This is a genomic window from Achromobacter sp. AONIH1, from assembly GCF_002902905.1.
GTDB lineage: Bacteria > Pseudomonadota > Gammaproteobacteria > Burkholderiales > Burkholderiaceae_B > Achromobacter.
Map to the genome: position 1 here is coordinate 4260728 of NZ_CP026124.1, position 15662 is coordinate 4276389.

Consider the following 15662-nt stretch of genomic DNA (forward strand, 5'->3'; position numbering starts at 1 on the left):
CATTCGGGCAGGGCGCTTGCCTTGCGTGTTTTCCGAAACCGATGCCTTGGAAATTACGACAAGATTGCAGCCAGATTAATTTCCGTATCGCCGGCATCCGCCTCCTTCCGGACCCGAGATCAAGGGTTGTCAGCGGCTTGAGGGCGATTGAAGGCGTTTAGGCGGATATTCGCCTCAGAAGCCGAAAATCGCTGCTTGAACGCGCTGCGATACCGTCAGAAATGTAATTTGCTGCCAGCGACCGTGTTCACGAGAATCCGGCTTGTTCGCGCACTGACCGATTGAATTGGTCTTGCGACGACGACGTGGGAGTGGCGTGGCGGCGGATCTGCGATGGTTTTCCCGAGCGAATCATGATCGTGCCGGCGGACCGCGCCGGTTTGTGTGTGCCGCGTTCTTGCCACTCCGGATTCGTGAAATGTGGAGAAAGGCCATGCGCAGCAGACTCACGCATAAATTGAACAAGGTTATCTTCAGGCTGTCGCCAGTGCTGGCCGAGCGATGCAATATCGATTTCAAACTGGAGACGCCGAGCCGGGCGTTCATGGAAAACGAGATTTTCAGTTATGTGAACCGCCTGGCTCGCGCGGCGAACCAGAGACACCGGCTGCTTTTTCTAGGGATGGACCGGTACAACTGGCACTATCCCAGATTGCTGCATGCCGTGGATTTTCATTCGATTGATATCAGACCGGAACGCGCCAAATATGGTCCTCCGGGGCGGCACATCGTCGGCGATGTGATGGACATGGCGAGACACTACGGCGAGGAGACGTTCGATATCGTCGTTGCCAATGGCTTGTTGGGCTTTGGCGTGAATACGCCGCATGCTCTGCAAATCTTGTTGGCGCAGTGCCACAGGGTGCTCAAGCCCGGTGGATTGTTCGTGCTGGGCTTCAATGCGCGCGCCGATATCGTGCCGTTCCCGGTGACGCTGGATGAGGATATGTTCGACGAGTTCGCGCCGCCGATCGAAGGCGTCCGTGAGTCGCGGCACATGGTGGACGACGCCTACAAGCACCTGTATGTCTTCGCTGGAAAGACCGCTCACGACAGGCCGGCGGCCGGGAGCCGGCCTGCGGTGCAAGGGTGGGATGCTCCTCTGGAGCTTGCTCCCCTCGCGATGTCGTGAATGGAGCGCCGTGGCTATCCGATGAGCCTGGCTTTCTCGTTGCGACGGCGCTGTCGTGCGCGTTGAGTTCGCCGCCGGCGCAGGCCGTCTCGTAGCCGGCGGCGTGCCGCCTCAGGCCGCGCGGGCCCGCGCCGAAGCGGGAAAGTCCGGCAGCGAGATATCGCTATGTCCGGGCGTGACCCAGCGCACGCGTTCGCGGGTGGCGTCGATGCAGCCGCCTTCCTCGTACACGCCCTGCGGATCGCGGATGCGCATCATGCGCGCCAGCACGGCGGCGGTGGCGTCGGGATCGGCCAGCGTCTGGCGCACCAGCGTCTTGACGCGGTCTTCGTCGATATAGCCCTTGCCCCGGGCGTCGGCGCGCAAGGCATGCTGCCAGTGATGGATCTCCACGCACTTGGAGGTCAGCGTGAAGGGCTGGTCGCGTTCCCAGAAATTATTGAACAGGCCGCCGCCCAGGTAGAACACCCAGGAGCCTTCATAGCCTTCCACGTCGGACGAAGCGGAGTCCGGATTGCGGAACCAGAGCCGGTCGCCCGGCACGTAGAAGCGCTGCGGCAGCGGCTCGGCCAGCGAGCCGTATTCGTGCAGGAAGGTGTCGTGAAAGCGCCCGGACATCACCGCGCGCGTTTCCCACTGGCGCTGCAGGTCGCGCGCCAGCGCGGGATTGGCCTCTTCAAGCTCCTGGGCGATGCCCAGCACGGTGACGTATTCGGTCGCGCGGTAGCACGAGAAGGCGTAGAGCTGGCCCGAGGCCTCGGGCTGCGTGGCGCGGCGCAGGCCTTCGATGAGCGAGCGGCCGGGCAGGATGGTGAAGCCGCGTTCTTCGTCGTAGGTCCAATAGCCCTCGGGGCGCTCGGCGTGCTCGGTGTCGAAGGCCAGGGCGGTCTTGCGCGCGGCCTGGACGATGCGGCGGCGGATGCGGACGGCGGACTCCAGCTCGGGCACGGACGGGAAGGGGAAAGGGACCGGGCTGCCCAGCATGGCCAGCAGGATCTCGCGCTCCAGCGCGCCTTCGTCGGCGCCGCTGTCCAGGCCCAGCGATTGCGCCAGGCCGGTGGTGTCGTGATCGGGCAGGTGTTGCGCCGCGAAGGCGGGCGCCAGGCTGGCCCGGCAGCCGGGCGCGGCGCCGTCCAGGTCCGTGCAGATCGTGATGTCCCGCAGGCGGGAGCGTGCCAGGAAGTCCTGGAGTTGCTGGCGGGCCGCGCCGGTCTGGGCGGCGTCCGCGGGAATGAGATGGATGCCGCCCAGGTCCGGGCGGCTGGGGGAGTGCTGAACGTGAGACATGTGAGGCTCTGGAATGCAGCGTTGAACCCGGGAATCGCCGACGGCGGCCAGTGGCGCGGCGGTCGGCGGGACAGTTGATGATTGCAGATCCGGGGCTGGCGCGGTAGTAGCGGGTAATACAGGGTTAATACCCCCCTCGCGCAGCCGGGCCCCGATCGCAGCGGGGCGGATTGTAGTCATGGCGCCTGACGCGCGCGTGTCATTTGACGGTCTGTAGCGGCCGGTTTGTGTCGTTGCCGCAACGCGGGGAAGTCCGGATTGGATTTTGCGCTTGCGCGGAATGAAAGCTTTATTACACAATTCAGTCGCAAATGCGAATGCCTTGCATTTGTATTTATCTGTTAAAGATCAAGAAAGGAACAACGATGGCGACTGGCACCAGGCCCAGCCCTAGCCCCAGGCGCGCCCAATCCGTGGGCGCGGCGATGTTGATGATGGGAGCGGGGGCGGTCGCCCCGGCGCTGGCCCAGCAGCCGCAGCAACAGGTGGAATTGCCCGCCGTCACCGTGACGGCGACCGAGGTGAATGAATCCCCGACCGGCCCGGTGCAGGGCTTCGTGGCCAGGCGCGCCGTCACCGCCACCAAGACCGACACGCCGCTGATGGAAACGCCGCAGTCGATCACGGTGATCACGCGCGACCGCATGGAACTGCAGGGCGCGCAATCGGTGCAGCAGGCGGTGGGTTATACCGCTGGCGTCACCGCCGCCGCCTTCGGCGTGGACAACCGCGGCGATTCGGTCAAGATCCGTGGCGCCGATTCCACCCAGTACCTGGATGGCCTGCTCAATTCCGTCGGCTTCTACAACAACACCCGTCCCGATCCCTATGCGCTGGAGCGCATCGAGGTGCTGAAGGGGCCGTCCGGCATGCTGTACGGCCAGGGCGCCGTGGGCGGCATCCTGAACCAGGTCAGCAAGCGTCCGCAGGCCGAGGCCGCGCGCGAGATCGGCATCAGCTACGGCAACTACCAGCGCAAGCAGATCCAGGCCGACCTGACCGGCCCGATCGATGAAGAAGGCAAATGGCTGTACCGCGTGGTGGCGCTGGGGCGCGACAGCAACGCCTCGATCAAGCACGTCAAGGACGACCGCTATTTCATCGCGCCATCGCTGACGTACCGGCCCAGCGCCAGCACTTCGCTGACGCTGCTGGCGAATTTCCAGAAGGACGACAGCGGCACCATGCTGGGCTTCCTGCCCTGGCGCGGCACGCTGTACGGCAAGCCGGGCGGGCGCATCCCGCAGGACTTCTTCGTCGGCGAGCCGGGCTTCGACAAGTACACCGCCGAGCAGCGCTCGCTGGGCTATCAGTTCGAGCACGCCTTCAACGATACCGTCACGGTGCGCCAGAACCTGCGCTACACGCACAGCAAGGTCGATTACCGCAGCGTCTACACCGCCGGCTTCAATGGCGCCGGCCATGGCTGGGTGCCGGGCAGCGACACGCTGCTGCGCCGCACGATCTATCTGAACCAGCCCACGCTCGACCAGTTCGTGGTCGACACGCAGGGCCAGTTCAAGTTCGCCACCGGCGCGCTGCGGCATACGCTGCTGGCGGGCATCGACTACCAGCGATCCAAGCTCGCCGCCCGCCGTGGCGTGGGCGGCTCGGCCGCGCTCATCGACGTGTACAACCCGGTCTACGGCAATTACACGCCGCCGACGTCCACCGTGCGCGTGCCCGACTCGCACGCCAACCAGACCGGCCTGTACCTGCAGGACCAGATGGAGTGGAACCAATGGCTGCTGATGCTGGGCCTGCGCCACGACAGTTCCAGGTCGTCCGTGGACGGCACGCCGTCCGGCAGTCGCGACGACAGCGAGCTGAGCAAGCGCTTCGGCCTGATGTACCGCTCGGCCATGGGCCTGAATCCGTACATCAGTTACGCGGAGTCGTTCCAGGGCGTGGCCGGCTTCAACAAGGCCAACGAAGCCTACAAGCCGTTGCGCGGCAAGCAGTGGGAGGCGGGCGTCAAGTACCAGCCGCCGGGCGAGAACCTGACGGTCACGGCCAGCGTCTTCGACATGATCGAGAAGAATCGCCAGGTCGCCGGCGTGGTCAATGGCCAGGCCGACACCGTGCAGGTCGGCGAGGCGCGCACGCGCGGCCTGGAACTGGAGGCCATGGCCTCGCTGGGCCGGATGGACCTGGTGGCCACCTACACCTACCTGAATCCCAAGATCACCAAGGGCACGGCCGCCGACCAGGGCCAGCGGCTGGCCAGCATTCCGTCGAACATGGCGTCGCTGTGGGCCAACTACCGCTTCAGCGCCTTCGGCGTGCCGGGCTTCCTGGCGGGCGCGGGCGTGCGCTACAACGGCCACAGTTTCGACGGCGTGGGCAACAACCGCGTCGAGGGCGTGACGCTGTACGACGCGGTGCTGGCCTATGACCGAGGCCCGTTCCGCGTGGCGCTGAACGTGACCAACCTGTTCGACAAGGAATACGTGGGCACCTGCATCGCGCGCGGCGACTGCTTCTACGGCACGCGGCGCACGGTGGTGGGCAGCGTGACCTATCGCTTCTGATCCGTCCGGCCCGCGCCATACCGATTTGCTATTTCACCAGTCCATATAAGCACGCACAGCGCGCCCGGATCAGGTTTACCTTGGCGGGGTGGACATCGGAAGCATCGATATTCGGCTTCCCGATGTCAGCCATCGAAAAGGGGAACCCGAGTGACAGAACATGCCATCGATCCGGCCTTCGCCATCGAAGAGGCCGCGCGCAGGCTGCGCGACGCGAAGATGACCGGCGCGCAGTGCGAGCCGGTTTCCAGCCTGCTGTCCGGGCAGGATATCGAGGCCGCGTATGCCGTGCAGCAATTGAACGTGGAGCGTCGCATCGCGCGTGGGCAGCGGCTCATCGGCCGCAAGATCGGCCTGACCTCCATGGCGGTGCAGCGCCAGCTGGGCGTGTCCCAGCCGGACTATGGCGCCCTGTTGTCTGACATGATCGTGGGCGACGGCGCAATCCTGCCGCCCGACGGCCTGCTGCAACCGAAGGTCGAGGCCGAGGTGGCGCTGGTGCTGGGCAGCGACCTGGACCTGGACGAGCCCAATGTCGCGGATGTATTGCGCGCCGTCGCCTTCGTGCTGCCGGCCATCGAAATCGTCGACAGCCGGATCAGGGACTGGAAGATCTCCCTGGTCGACACCATCGCGGACAACGCGTCCAGCGCCCGCTTCGTGCTGGGCACGCCGGCGATCCGGGCGGACGGCTTCGATTTCGCCGGGTGCGTCATGGAGATGACGATCAACGATGCGCCGGCTTCCCGGGGTGACGGGCGTGCGTGCATGGGCAGTCCGCTGAATGCCGCCGTCTGGCTGGCGCGGCGCATGCGGCAATTGGGCACGCCGTTGCGGGCCGGCGATATCGTGATGACCGGCGCGCTCGGACCGATGTGCGCGATACGGCCGGGCGACCGGGTCATGGCGCGGATTGCCGGGCTGGGAACCGTGGGCTTCGAGCTGGGCGGGGCCGGATCCTGAGGGCGGCGCCGGGCGCCGGGACGGGGCAGGGGCCTTGGTGATACCCCTGTCTTGCTGACGGGCGGGATCCGGCCTAGGCTGTTGAAAAAAGGTCTGCGAAGCCGTCGCGTCGACAGCCGCGTTGTGGGGGGAGGCAGGGCCGGAAATGGACCTGAGACGATTACAGGCGTTCGTCGCCATCGCCGAGCTGAAGAATTTCACCAAGGCGGCCGAGCTGCTGCACATCGCCCAACCGGCGCTGGGCCTGAAGATCCGCAAGCTGGAAGAGGATCTTGAACAGCAGCTGTTCGTGCGGCATTCGCGCGGCGTCATGATGACCGACGCCGGAAAATTCCTGCTGCCGCAGGCGCGGGCGCTGCTCGCGCAGGCCTCGGCCCTGAAGCAGGTCATGCGCGACTTCAGCTGTCCGCCGCATGGCCGGGTGGTCATGGGCGTGCCGCCGAATGTCATGGAAGGGATCACGGGCATCATCGCCCGGCGCGCGATCCAGGAACTCCCGGACGTCAACCTGAACATGGTCGAAGGCCTGTCCCATACGCTGGAGGAATGGCTGGACGACGGCCGGCTGAATCTGGCCTGCGTGTTCGACGGCAGCGACGAGACCACGGGCAGGCCCGGACAGGTGCTGTACGAAGAGCCCTTCGTCTTCGTCGGCAATGCCGATGCGCTGCGGCCCGAGGATGGCCCGATCACGCTGGCCGAGGCGCTGCGCCAGCCGCTGGTGGTGCCGGCGGCGCCGCACCGGCTGCGCGCGCTGCTGGAAGACAAGGCGCGCGAGCTTGGCGAGCAGGTCCATGTGCGCTTCGAGGTGGAATCCGGTTCGATCATGAGCGATCTGATCGCGCAGAAGCTGGGATATTCCATCCTGCCGGCCAGCGTGGTCAGCAGCCGGGTCCAGCGCGGGGAACTGGCGATCCGGCCGATCTTCCAGCCAGACTGGTCCTGTACGCTGCGGCTGGTCTGGCCGCTGGGCGGCGATCTGTCCAGCGCGACGCAGGCCGTCATCAAGCTCGTGAGCGAGGTCGGCGAGGAAGCGCGCAAGTCGCGCGCCGGCGCTTAGCGGCCCGCGCGCGCCAGATCATTTCGGCATGGCAGGCGAGCCGAGAGACTTCTGGACCGGCGCGCGGGGCGCGCATTAAGGTGTTCCTGCATTGCCGCATGGGCCGCGCGGCGCGGCGCCGGCGGCATGCCTGGCGGACCCCGGTAGCGGTCCGCCTTGCGCGACACAGGACATGACGCAGATGGATATTCGAGGTGAAGTCGTCTTGATCACAGGCGGGGGATCGGGCCTGGGACGCGCGATCGTGGAACGCTTTCATGCGGAAGGCGCGCGGATCGCGGTATTGGAAAAATCCCCGCCCAAGGCCGGCGCGCTGCGTGAATCGCATCCCGACATCGTGGTGGTCGAAGGCGACTGTTCCCGTCTGGATCCCAATCAGCGGGCCGTGGACGAGACGCTGGCGCGGTACGGCAGGCTGGACGTCTTCATCGGCAATGCGGGCGTCTGGGACAACCGTACCGGCCTGCTGCAGCTGGAGCCCGAGCGGATCGGCCAGGCTTTTGACGAGGTCTTTTCGGTGAACGTCCGTTCGCTGGTTCTGGGCGCGCGCGCGGCGGCGCAGGCCTTGCTGCAAAGCCGGGGCAGCATGATCTTCACGCTGTCCAACGCCAGCTTTCACACCGGCGGCGGCGGTCCCCTGTACACGGCGTCCAAGCACGCCGCTGTCGGCCTGCTGCGCCAGCTGGCCTACGAACTGGCGCCGGCGATACGCGTCAACGGCGTGGCCCCGACGGCAATGGCTTCCGATCTGCGCAGCCCGGATTCCCTGTCGCGGCAGCCGGCGCGGGATCGTCCGGTCGATCCCGCGAGCCGGGAGGCCGAGATCGCGGCGATGCTGCCGCTGAACTTCTATCCTGTCGCCGAGGACTATGTGGGGGCCTACCTGTACCTGGCGTCCCGGACCGCCGCCCGCGTCTGCACGGGCAGCATCATCGCGTGCGATGGCGGCATCGACATTCGCGGCATCCGTCCCGCCTCGGGCGTGGCGCCGGCCTAGCGCCGAACGGGTGCCGGGCGGGGTTCCCGCCCGGCCATCCTGGGCGGTTCAGCGGCGCAGCGCATCCCACCAGGGACAGGCGCCTTCCATGACGTGGTGATTGCCGGGCAGAACCTGGACCGGGCCGCGCACGCCCCGCGCCGCGGCGTCCAGGCGCATGGCCAGCGCCTGCGCGCGCCCCTCGGGCGGCAGCCAGGCGCGCTCATGGCCCCAGAGGCTGGGACCGTCGCGCAGTTCGACCGGCTGCCAGGCGTCGGGAGCGATGTCGCGGCCGCCCCAGCCGTACTCCACCATGAAGCCGGACGGGGTACGCGCATAGAACGAGGTCATCAGGTCGTTGCTGTGGCGTCCCAGGCTGACGCTGACGCAGTCGTCGGCGTCGGCCAGGTCCAGGCCCTGGCCGACATCGTCCAGGCTGTAGGTCTCCACCATCAGGTGATGCAGCCTGCGGCTGATCCCGGTCTCGGCCAGCGCCAGGCTATGGTGCCGCGCGTTGGTGTGGAAGAAATAGGCCTTGAAGGGATGCAGCATGTAATCGCTCAGGCGGAATTCGAGCACGTCGACATAGAAGGGGAGCAGGTCTTCGATGCGTTGCGCCATGAGCACGACATGGCCCATGCCCAGCGGACCGGTGCGAAAGCCCGACATGGCGCGGCCGGGCCGGAATGCGCGATCCGCCAGCGCGGGATCGCAAAAGGCTTCATGGCGGTTGCCCGACGGATCGAGGAAGCACAGGCCGCGCCCCACCTGGCGCCGGTCGGCGGCCGCCCGCGACATGGCCTCCACCCGGACGCCGGCCCGGTCCAGCCTGGCGGCGAGCCGTTCCAGCGCGTCGCCGTCGGCGACCTCCCAGCCGTAGAAGACGGCGCCGTCGGCGCTGCCCTGGTCCACCAGGATGCGCTGCTTGCGGTCGTCCATGCGGAAGGCCAGCGACGAGGCGGTGGCGTCCGCCACCTCCAGACCCATGATGCGCGGGCCGAAGACGCGCCATTCGTCGAGGCGGGTGGTTTCCACCCCGACATAGCCCAGGCTTTGCAGTAGCATGATCGGCCTTTCGTTCAAGAAGCCGGCGTGCAATCGGCGCCCACGGCGACCGAGTCCAGGAAGCCGAGCAGGCGCTGGTGGAAGCCGTCCGGATCCTCGTACTGCGGCCAGTGTCCGCAGTTCGGCATGATGTCCAGGCGCGATCCCCGGACATGCCGGCTGGCCGTCTCGGCCGCCTGCCAGGGCGTGGTGGGATTGAATTCGGTCCAGAGGAAGTACGTCGGCGTGGCGACGCGCTCGAGCCGTTCGGCGGTGATGTAGAACTGCCCCCCGCGTTCGGGATCCATGATGCCGGCGATCATCGGCTGTATCCGCAGCATGGCCGGGTTGGACCAGAACCGCAGCCGCGTTTCCACCAGTTCGTCGCTGACGAAGCGCCCGGGTTCGTGGAACAGCCACTCCAGGCGTGCGCGGATGCTGTCGCGCGTCGGCGCCGCCGATGCCTGGCTGGAACGCTTGCGCAGTTCCGCCACGCCGGGCGAGCGCAGGTTGTCGAAGCCGTCCACCTGCAGGCCGGCGCCCACGCAGCAGGTCCAGGACAGCACGCGCGACGGCGCGGCCTGGATCATCCAGTACGCGACCCAGGAACCCAGCGATTCGCCGACGATGTGGGCTCGGGCGATGCCCAGCGTGTCCATCAGGGCCAGGATGTGGGCGGCGTAGTCCGGCGGCATGTAGTCGCCGTCCGGCTTGTCCGTCATGCCGTGGCCCAGCATGTCCACGGCGATGACGCGATAGCGCTGCGCCAGGGGAACCACGTTCTTGGCGAACGCCTCGACATGGCCGCCTATGCCGTGCAGCAGCAGCACGGCCTGGCCTTCGCCGGCCTCCAGGCAACGGGTGCGCACGCCGTTGACGTCATGAAAGCGCACGCTGGCGCCCAGCGCGTTCAGCCATAGGGACATCATTCTCTCCTTGGTGTGTCGGGCCGCATTGGCCCGGGACTACAGATCGAGCACCAGCCGGCTGCCCTTGCAGCCGGAAACGCAGATCAGCATTTTTTTGTTCGCCTCGCGCTCTGCGGCGCTGAGCAAGGTGTCGCGATGGTCCGGGATGCCTTCGATGACGCGGGTCGCGCAGGTGCCGCAGATGCCATCGGCGCAGGAGTGCGGAATATCCAGTCCGGCGTCCAGCAGCGTGTCCAGGATGGTGCTGCCCTCGGCCACGAAATGGCTGCCGCCGGATGCCGCGGCGATCACGGTGAATCCACCGGCGGCGACATCGCCGCTGCCCTTGAAGCGTTCGAGATGGACCTGGGACGGCTGCCGGTCCGCCGTCGCGGATTCGAACGCATCCAGCATCGGCGCCGGCCCGCAGCAATACAGCTGCGCGTCCGCCGGCGCGGTCCGCAGGAATCCCGCCAGATCGGCCGCGCCGCCGGCTTCCTCGTCGACGTGCAGGCTCAGCCGGTCCGGATAGCGTTGCAGCAGGATATCCAGGTAGGCGGCGCGGGCGCGCGAGCGCACGGCATAGAGCAGCCGCCAGTCGCGTTGCTCGGCTGCCAGGCGCTGGATCATGGCCCAGATCGGCGTGATGCCGATGCCGCCGGCGATGAGGAGGCTGGGGGCCGCGCCGGGCGCCAGCGGGAAATGATTGCGCGGGCCGCTGGCCTGCAGCGTGTCGCCGGGGCGGAGCCGGGCATGGATGTAGGCGGAGCCGCCCCGGCTGGCGGCATCCAGCGCCACCGCCAGCACGTACCGGCCGCTGGCGTCGCCGGGATTGGTCAGCGAGTAGCTGCGGGTCAGGCCGCCCGGAAGATGCAGATCCAGGTGCGCGCCGGCCTCGATGGGCGCTGGCGCCCGGCCTTCGCCGCGCAGGTCCAGTTCGATGATGGTCTCGGCGATCCGCCGCAAGGCATGGACGCGCAGCGGCAGGCGCTCGGGAGCGGCGTGGGTCATGGTGCTGATCTCATGGTGCCGTGAAAGGGCCGCGCCGGCGCTCGTGGATGCCGGCATGGAGCGTAGGCATCTTAGGCAGGGGCTCGCGGGCAGGTCGAATACATTTGCGCGATGCCTGCCAGACCTTGATGTTCTGGAACGATCCGATCTGTCTTGCTGCGCCGCACGACGGGGCGCGAGCGCATTGCGGCATGCCTGCGGTCAATATTCTGTCTTGGACAGGAGCCGCGCCCGGCCATTAGCTTAGATGCCGGGACGTCGCGAGTATCGGCCGGCGGCGTCCAGCTTGCATGAGGCCGCAATCGGACGGGTGTGGACCAGCATATGGATGCCATTGCGAGCAGGGAAAAATACCGCCAGTACGTCAGGCCCGAGGCGGGGCTGGTGTCGCGGCGGATCTTCCACGACGAAGAGATCTACCGGGCGGAGCTGGACCGCATCTTCAAGCGGGCCTGGCTATATCTGGCGCACGAAAGCGAGGTTCCCGATCCCGGCGATTTCGTTCACGTCTACATGGGCGAGGAGGCCGTGATCCTGTGCCGCGACCGCGATGGCCAGCTCTATGGACTCGTCAATTCCTGCAGGCACCGTGGCAACCGCGTCTGTCGGGTGGATCGGGGCAATGCCCGGAGCTTCGTCTGTTCGTATCACGGCTGGGCATACAACACCAAGGGCAACCTGATCGGCGTTCCGGGCAAGACGGAACTGTACAAGGATGACATCGACCAGCCCTCGCTGGGCCTGGTGCGCGTGGCGCGGATCGACAGCTACAAGGGCCTGGTGTTCGGCACTTTCGACCCGGAAGCGCCATCGCTCGAGGAATTCCTGGGCGACATGCGCTGGGGGCTGGACCTGCTGCTGGACCAGGGCGATCTGGTCGCGGCGCCGGGCGTGGTGCGCTGGAACATCGAGGGCAACTGGAAGTTCGCCGCCGACAACGCGATCGGCGACATGTACCACGCCGCCTGGACCCATCGTTCGGCCATGCTGGCGGGGCATCTGGGCGGCAACGGCGCGCAGTCGCTGGCGCAGTATGCGCCGACGCGCGAACAGAAGGGCATCACCTTGCTGACGGCCTATGGACACGGGCTCAACGCCGACTTCGCCGAGGCCAATGAAGTGGACCTGGGCTCGCCGCTGGCGGCCTGGCGGCTCGACCCCGCCATCCAGGCGCGGCTCGGGCCGGTGCGTTCCCGGGTGCAGCGCTCGAACATGAACGTGTTCCCGAATCTCTTCGTCAACAGCGGGTCGCGCGATCTGATGGTCCGGCATCCCAGGGGCCCCGGAAGGATGGAGGTTCGCAAGACGGTCCTGGTGGATCGCAATGCGTCGGAAGAGACGCGGCGCATGCAGATCCGTTCCTCCAACCGGCATTTCGGCCCCGCCGGGATGTTCGAGCAGGATGACGGGGAAAACTGGGACCAGAGCACGCACGGCGCGCGCAGCCTGGCCGCGCGGGACCGCGACCTGCACTACGCGATGAAACTCGGACGGGCACGCCTGACGCGCTTGGGCGACAGTCCTCCCCTGATCGAGGATCTGGTCAACGAGCACGCGCAGCTGTGGCTGTATCACTGCTGGGCCGAATTCATGGATGCGGCGTCCTGGCCCGAGCTGCGCGCCGCCCACACCCAACCCACGGATCACTTTCGATGCGCGACGACCTGAACGCGGCCTGCGCCGCGCAGCCGGGGCTGATGGCGGGGATACAGGCCCTGTTGCTGCAACACGAGGTCGAGCAGTTCTACCACCGCGAGGCGGCCCTGCTGGACGAGCGGCGCTTCGAGGACTGGCTCGAACTGCTGGCCGATGACCTGAGCTACTGGATGCCGGTGCGCGAGACGCGGGCGGCCGGGCAGGAGGCCGGGGAGTTCAGCCGTCCGGGCGAGGGCGCCCTGTTCGACGAAACCAAGGCCTTGATGATCGTCCGCGTGCGCAAGCTGCGCACCGGCTTTGCCTGGGCGGAGGAGCCGCATTCCCGGACCCGGCACGTCGTCAGCAATGTGCGTGTCGTCGGAAGGCTGGGCGATGGCGGACTGCGCGTCGAAAGCAATTTCGTGCTGCACCGTTCTCGGCTCGAGAGCATGCAGGATCTCTGGTTCGGCTGCCGCAAGGATGTCCTGCGGCAGACCTCCGATGGGTTTCAGGTGGCGCGCCGGGAAATCTACCTGGACCACACCGTGATCGGCAGTCCGAACCTGAGCGTCTTTTTCTGACAGGACGGTTCGTCCGGCCCGATTGTCGCGGGCCGGTATCGCCGCGGGCATCGATAAGCATTCAAGTGTTGTTTCAGTGCAAGGGGGAAGGGACATGGACAATACCGCGACTGCGGCGGGGGCGGACCGGGCCGTGCAAGAGCCGGGCGACGGCGAGCGTCGGCCGTCAACGCTCAATCATTCCGTGATGGTCGGTGCGGTGGGGAACTTCGTCGAGTGCTTCGACTGGTTCGCCTATGCGCTGTTCGCGAGCTATATCTCGCGCCAGGTGTTCCCGGCGGGCGATCCGCTGGCGGGGCTGTTGTCGACCTTCGCGATCTTCGCCGTCGGCTTCTTCGTCCGTCCGGTGGGGAGCTTCATCTTCGGCATCTATACCGATCGCCACGGACGCAAGAACGCGCTGGCCGCGACGATTTTCCTGATGGCGGCTGGCAGCCTGATGATCGCCGTCGTGCCCACGTTCGCGCAGGCGGGCTGGCTGTCTCCGGCGATGCTGATCGCCGCGCGCCTGCTGCAGGGGCTGGCCATGGGCGGGGAGACCTCGGCGGGCGGCAGCTATATCGTCGAAGCCTCGCCCGCGCGGCATCGCGGCTTCAGCGGCAGCTTCTTCTACATCAGCGTCGGCCTGGGAACGCTGTCGGCCTCGCTGGCGGGTTCCTTGCTGACGCAGCTGCTGACGCCGGCGCAAATGGAGAGCGTCGGCTGGCGGCTGGTGTTCGTGCTGGGTGCGGCGCTGGGTCTGTTCGGACTGTACATGCGGCGTTCGGCCGCGGAATCCGAGCTGTTCCTGCAGGTCGCCAAGACCACGCGGAAGAAGGATCGCGGCAGCCTGCGCGTGGTCGCGGCCGAATACTGGCCCAGCATGCTCAGGCTGTTCCTGGTGGCCATCGGTCCGACCATGGCGCTCTATATCTGGGTTGGCTATGTGCCGAACATCCTGCGCGCCAAGGGCCTTGTGTCCGCGGCCACCACCTTCTCGGCGAGCACGCTGGGCCTGATCGTCTACACGCTGTGCATGCCCATCAGCGGCGCGCTGTCCGACCGGATCGGTCGCCGCCTGGTGCTGGGCGTGTCGTGGCTGGTCTTCGCGGCGCTGCTCGCGCCGATGATGCGCTACGTGATGGCCGATGCCGGATCGCTGCCCTGGGTGACCTGCGCCGCCATGGCCCTGATCGGCCTGGGCAGCGGCGCGGTCGCGGCCGGCTTCGCCGAGCAGTTCCCGACCCGGGTCAGGGCGATAGGCTGGGGCGCGCCGTACAACATCTCCATCGCGGTGTTCGGGGGCACGGCGCCGTATCTGGGCTCATGGTTCGCCAGCAAGGGCTGGCCGGATCTGTTCAACGGCTACATCGCCGTGCTCTGCGCGCTGAGCGGGCTGGCGGCGTTCGGCCTGCGCGATCTGCGAGGCAAGCCGCTGGACTGAGCCGGCAAGAGGCCGGCGACATCATGGGACAGGACATCCGGGTCGACGGCGGCCCGGGACATTCGATCTGACAGACAGGAACGGAGCGGCCGGAAGGCCCAGCGGAGCATTCACATGAACACCTTGCGTATCAGTCTCGCCTGCGGCAACTATGACCGTACCCGCGCCCTGTTCGATGGGCGGGCGCCCATCGAGGGCTGCGAGGTCGCCGCCGTCGCCCTCGAACCGGAAGAGGCGTTCCACCGCGCCTTCCGCTATCGCGAGTTCGACGTGACCGAGATCTCGATGAGCAGCCACATGATGACGACGGCGCGGGGCGACAACGACTATGTCGCCATACCGGCGTTCATCTCGCGCGTGTTCCGCCAGTCGGGCATCTACGTGCGCACCGACCGGGGCATCGCCACGCCCCAGGACCTGCGCGGCCGGATCATCGGCGTGCCGGAGTACCAGATCACGGCCAACGTCTGGATCCGAGGGATCCTGCAGGACGAGCATGGCGTCCGGCCCGAGGAGATCGGCTGGCGCCGGGGCGGCGTCGAGGAGCCCGGACGCGGCGAGCGCGCGCCCATCGATCTGGGGCCTGGAATCGACCTGCGGCAGATTCCCGCCGACAAGACGCTGTCGGGCATGCTGGAGCACGGGGAGATCGACGGCTATATCGGCGCGCGCGCGCCATCCTGCTTCCTGCGGGGCGCGCCCAACGTGGGCAGGTTGTACGGCGACGACTACATCGAGGCCGAGAAAGCCTATTTCCGCCGCAGCGGGATCTTTCCGATCATGCACATGGTGGGCATCCGGAAATCACTCGCGGCCGCGCATCCCTGGCTGCCGGTCAGCGTCTACAAGGCCTTCATCAAGGCGAAGGAGCTGGCCGTGCGCGATCTCGGCGAGATCTGCCATCTGGCCGCGACGCTGCCCTGGATGGTGCATCACCTGGACGAGGCGAGGGCGCTGATGGGACAGGACTTCTGGCCCTATGGCCTGGAGGCCAACCGCCACGCCATCGACACGTTCTCGCGCTATCACTTCGAACAGGGCCTGTCCAAGCGGCGCGTGGCGCCCGAGGAATTGTTCGCGCCGTCGGCGCTGGACCTGTCGAAGATCTGAG

Annotated in this window: 13 protein-coding genes; 9 read left to right on the forward strand and 4 right to left on the reverse strand. The window is 67.1% G+C overall.

What is annotated here, in order from left to right; all coding sequences use genetic code 11:
- Nucleotides 1-433: 433 nt before the first annotated feature.
- Complete coding sequence (locus tag C2U31_RS19550; protein WP_103274296.1) at nucleotides 434-1132, forward strand: class I SAM-dependent methyltransferase; 699 nt, start codon at nucleotides 434-436, stop codon at nucleotides 1130-1132.
- A 111-nt stretch (nucleotides 1133-1243) separates the two neighbouring features.
- Here C2U31_RS19550 and C2U31_RS19555 read toward each other — a convergent pair whose 3' ends face one another.
- A complete protein-coding gene (locus tag C2U31_RS19555) occupies nucleotides 1244-2419 on the reverse strand; it encodes a hypothetical protein (RefSeq protein WP_103274297.1) in 1176 nt (391 codons plus the stop codon).
- Between the two features lie 431 nt (nucleotides 2420-2850).
- Here C2U31_RS19555 and C2U31_RS19560 point away from each other — a divergent pair, with 431 nt between their 5' ends.
- The 4 genes from C2U31_RS19560 to hcaB all read left to right on the forward strand — a co-directional run bounded on the left by C2U31_RS19560 (nucleotide 2851) and on the right by hcaB (nucleotide 7970).
- Nucleotides 2851-4950, forward strand: coding sequence for a TonB-dependent siderophore receptor (locus C2U31_RS19560; RefSeq protein WP_233772424.1), 2100 nt, complete (start codon nucleotides 2851-2853; stop codon nucleotides 4948-4950).
- Between the two features lie 150 nt (nucleotides 4951-5100).
- Nucleotides 5101-5913 (forward strand): 2-keto-4-pentenoate hydratase, encoded by an 813-nt coding sequence (locus C2U31_RS19565; protein ID WP_233772425.1) that lies wholly within the window; start codon nucleotides 5101-5103, stop codon nucleotides 5911-5913.
- A gap of 145 nt (nucleotides 5914-6058) precedes the next feature.
- Entirely contained in the window at nucleotides 6059-6973 is a 915-nt protein-coding gene (locus C2U31_RS19570; RefSeq protein ID WP_103274299.1) for a LysR family transcriptional regulator, read from the forward strand.
- Nucleotides 6974-7154: 181 nt separating this feature from the next.
- Nucleotides 7155-7970 (forward strand): 3-(cis-5,6-dihydroxycyclohexa-1,3-dien-1-yl)propanoate dehydrogenase, encoded by an 816-nt coding sequence (hcaB, locus tag C2U31_RS19575; protein ID WP_103276462.1) that lies wholly within the window; start codon nucleotides 7155-7157, stop codon nucleotides 7968-7970.
- A gap of 48 nt (nucleotides 7971-8018) precedes the next feature.
- Here the strand turns inward: hcaB and C2U31_RS19580 are convergent, their stop codons facing one another.
- Genes C2U31_RS19580 through C2U31_RS19590 form a run of 3 tightly spaced genes read right to left on the reverse strand, consistent with a single transcriptional unit; the run spans nucleotide 8019 to nucleotide 10912 of the window.
- Entirely contained in the window at nucleotides 8019-9014 is a 996-nt protein-coding gene (locus C2U31_RS19580) for a VOC family protein (RefSeq protein WP_103274300.1), read from the reverse strand.
- A gap of 14 nt (nucleotides 9015-9028) precedes the next feature.
- Nucleotides 9029-9919 (reverse strand): alpha/beta fold hydrolase, encoded by an 891-nt coding sequence (locus C2U31_RS19585; protein ID WP_158658408.1) that lies wholly within the window; start codon nucleotides 9917-9919, stop codon nucleotides 9029-9031.
- A 39-nt stretch (nucleotides 9920-9958) separates the two neighbouring features.
- Nucleotides 9959-10912, reverse strand: a complete 954-nt coding sequence (locus C2U31_RS19590) for a PDR/VanB family oxidoreductase (protein WP_103274302.1) — start codon at nucleotides 10910-10912, stop codon at nucleotides 9959-9961.
- Between the two features lie 324 nt (nucleotides 10913-11236).
- Here C2U31_RS19590 and C2U31_RS19595 point away from each other — a divergent pair, with 324 nt between their 5' ends.
- The 4 genes from C2U31_RS19595 (at nucleotide 11237) to C2U31_RS19610 (ending at nucleotide 15661) form a co-directional block, all read left to right on the forward strand.
- Nucleotides 11237-12580 (forward strand): aromatic ring-hydroxylating dioxygenase subunit alpha, encoded by a 1344-nt coding sequence (locus C2U31_RS19595; RefSeq protein WP_103274303.1) that lies wholly within the window; start codon nucleotides 11237-11239, stop codon nucleotides 12578-12580.
- The gene (locus C2U31_RS19600) at nucleotides 12565-13128 is read left to right on the forward strand and encodes a 3-phenylpropionate/cinnamic acid dioxygenase subunit beta (protein WP_103274304.1); all 564 of its coding nucleotides are present in this window, start codon (nucleotides 12565-12567) and stop codon (nucleotides 13126-13128) included. Before C2U31_RS19595 ends, C2U31_RS19600 begins: the two co-directional genes overlap by 16 nt.
- Before the next feature lie 94 nt (nucleotides 13129-13222).
- Nucleotides 13223-14551 carry an MFS transporter gene (locus tag C2U31_RS19605; RefSeq protein ID WP_103274305.1) on the forward strand — a complete coding sequence of 443 codons (1329 nt, stop codon included), beginning with the start codon at nucleotides 13223-13225 and terminating at the stop codon, nucleotides 14549-14551.
- A 114-nt stretch (nucleotides 14552-14665) separates the two neighbouring features.
- The gene (locus C2U31_RS19610) at nucleotides 14666-15661 is read left to right on the forward strand and encodes a 4,5-dihydroxyphthalate decarboxylase (RefSeq protein WP_103274306.1); all 996 of its coding nucleotides are present in this window, start codon (nucleotides 14666-14668) and stop codon (nucleotides 15659-15661) included.
- The last annotated feature ends 1 nt before the right edge of the window (nucleotide 15662 follow it).

Bases quoted from the DNA above. Each gene is read 5' to 3' on its own strand.
- C2U31_RS19550 (WP_103274296.1), top strand. From the start codon at position 434: ATGCGCAGCAGACTCACGCATAAATTGAACAAGGTTATCTTCAGGCTG.
- C2U31_RS19555 (WP_103274297.1), bottom strand. From the start codon at position 2,419: ATGTCTCACGTTCAGCACTCCCCCAGCCGCCCGGACCTGGGCGGCATC.
- C2U31_RS19560 (WP_233772424.1), top strand. From the start codon at position 2,851: ATGATGGGAGCGGGGGCGGTCGCCCCGGCGCTGGCCCAGCAGCCGCAG.
- C2U31_RS19570 (WP_103274299.1), top strand. From the start codon at position 6,059: ATGGACCTGAGACGATTACAGGCGTTCGTCGCCATCGCCGAGCTGAAG.
- hcaB (WP_103276462.1), top strand. From the start codon at position 7,155: ATGGATATTCGAGGTGAAGTCGTCTTGATCACAGGCGGGGGATCGGGC.
- C2U31_RS19580 (WP_103274300.1), bottom strand. From the start codon at position 9,014: ATGCTACTGCAAAGCCTGGGCTATGTCGGGGTGGAAACCACCCGCCTC.
- C2U31_RS19585 (WP_158658408.1), bottom strand. From the start codon at position 9,919: ATGTCCCTATGGCTGAACGCGCTGGGCGCCAGCGTGCGCTTTCATGAC.
- C2U31_RS19590 (WP_103274302.1), bottom strand. From the start codon at position 10,912: ATGACCCACGCCGCTCCCGAGCGCCTGCCGCTGCGCGTCCATGCCTTG.
- C2U31_RS19595 (WP_103274303.1), top strand. From the start codon at position 11,237: ATGGATGCCATTGCGAGCAGGGAAAAATACCGCCAGTACGTCAGGCCC.
- C2U31_RS19600 (WP_103274304.1), top strand. From the start codon at position 12,565: ATGCGCGACGACCTGAACGCGGCCTGCGCCGCGCAGCCGGGGCTGATG.
- C2U31_RS19605 (WP_103274305.1), top strand. From the start codon at position 13,223: ATGGACAATACCGCGACTGCGGCGGGGGCGGACCGGGCCGTGCAAGAG.
- C2U31_RS19610 (WP_103274306.1), top strand. From the start codon at position 14,666: ATGAACACCTTGCGTATCAGTCTCGCCTGCGGCAACTATGACCGTACC.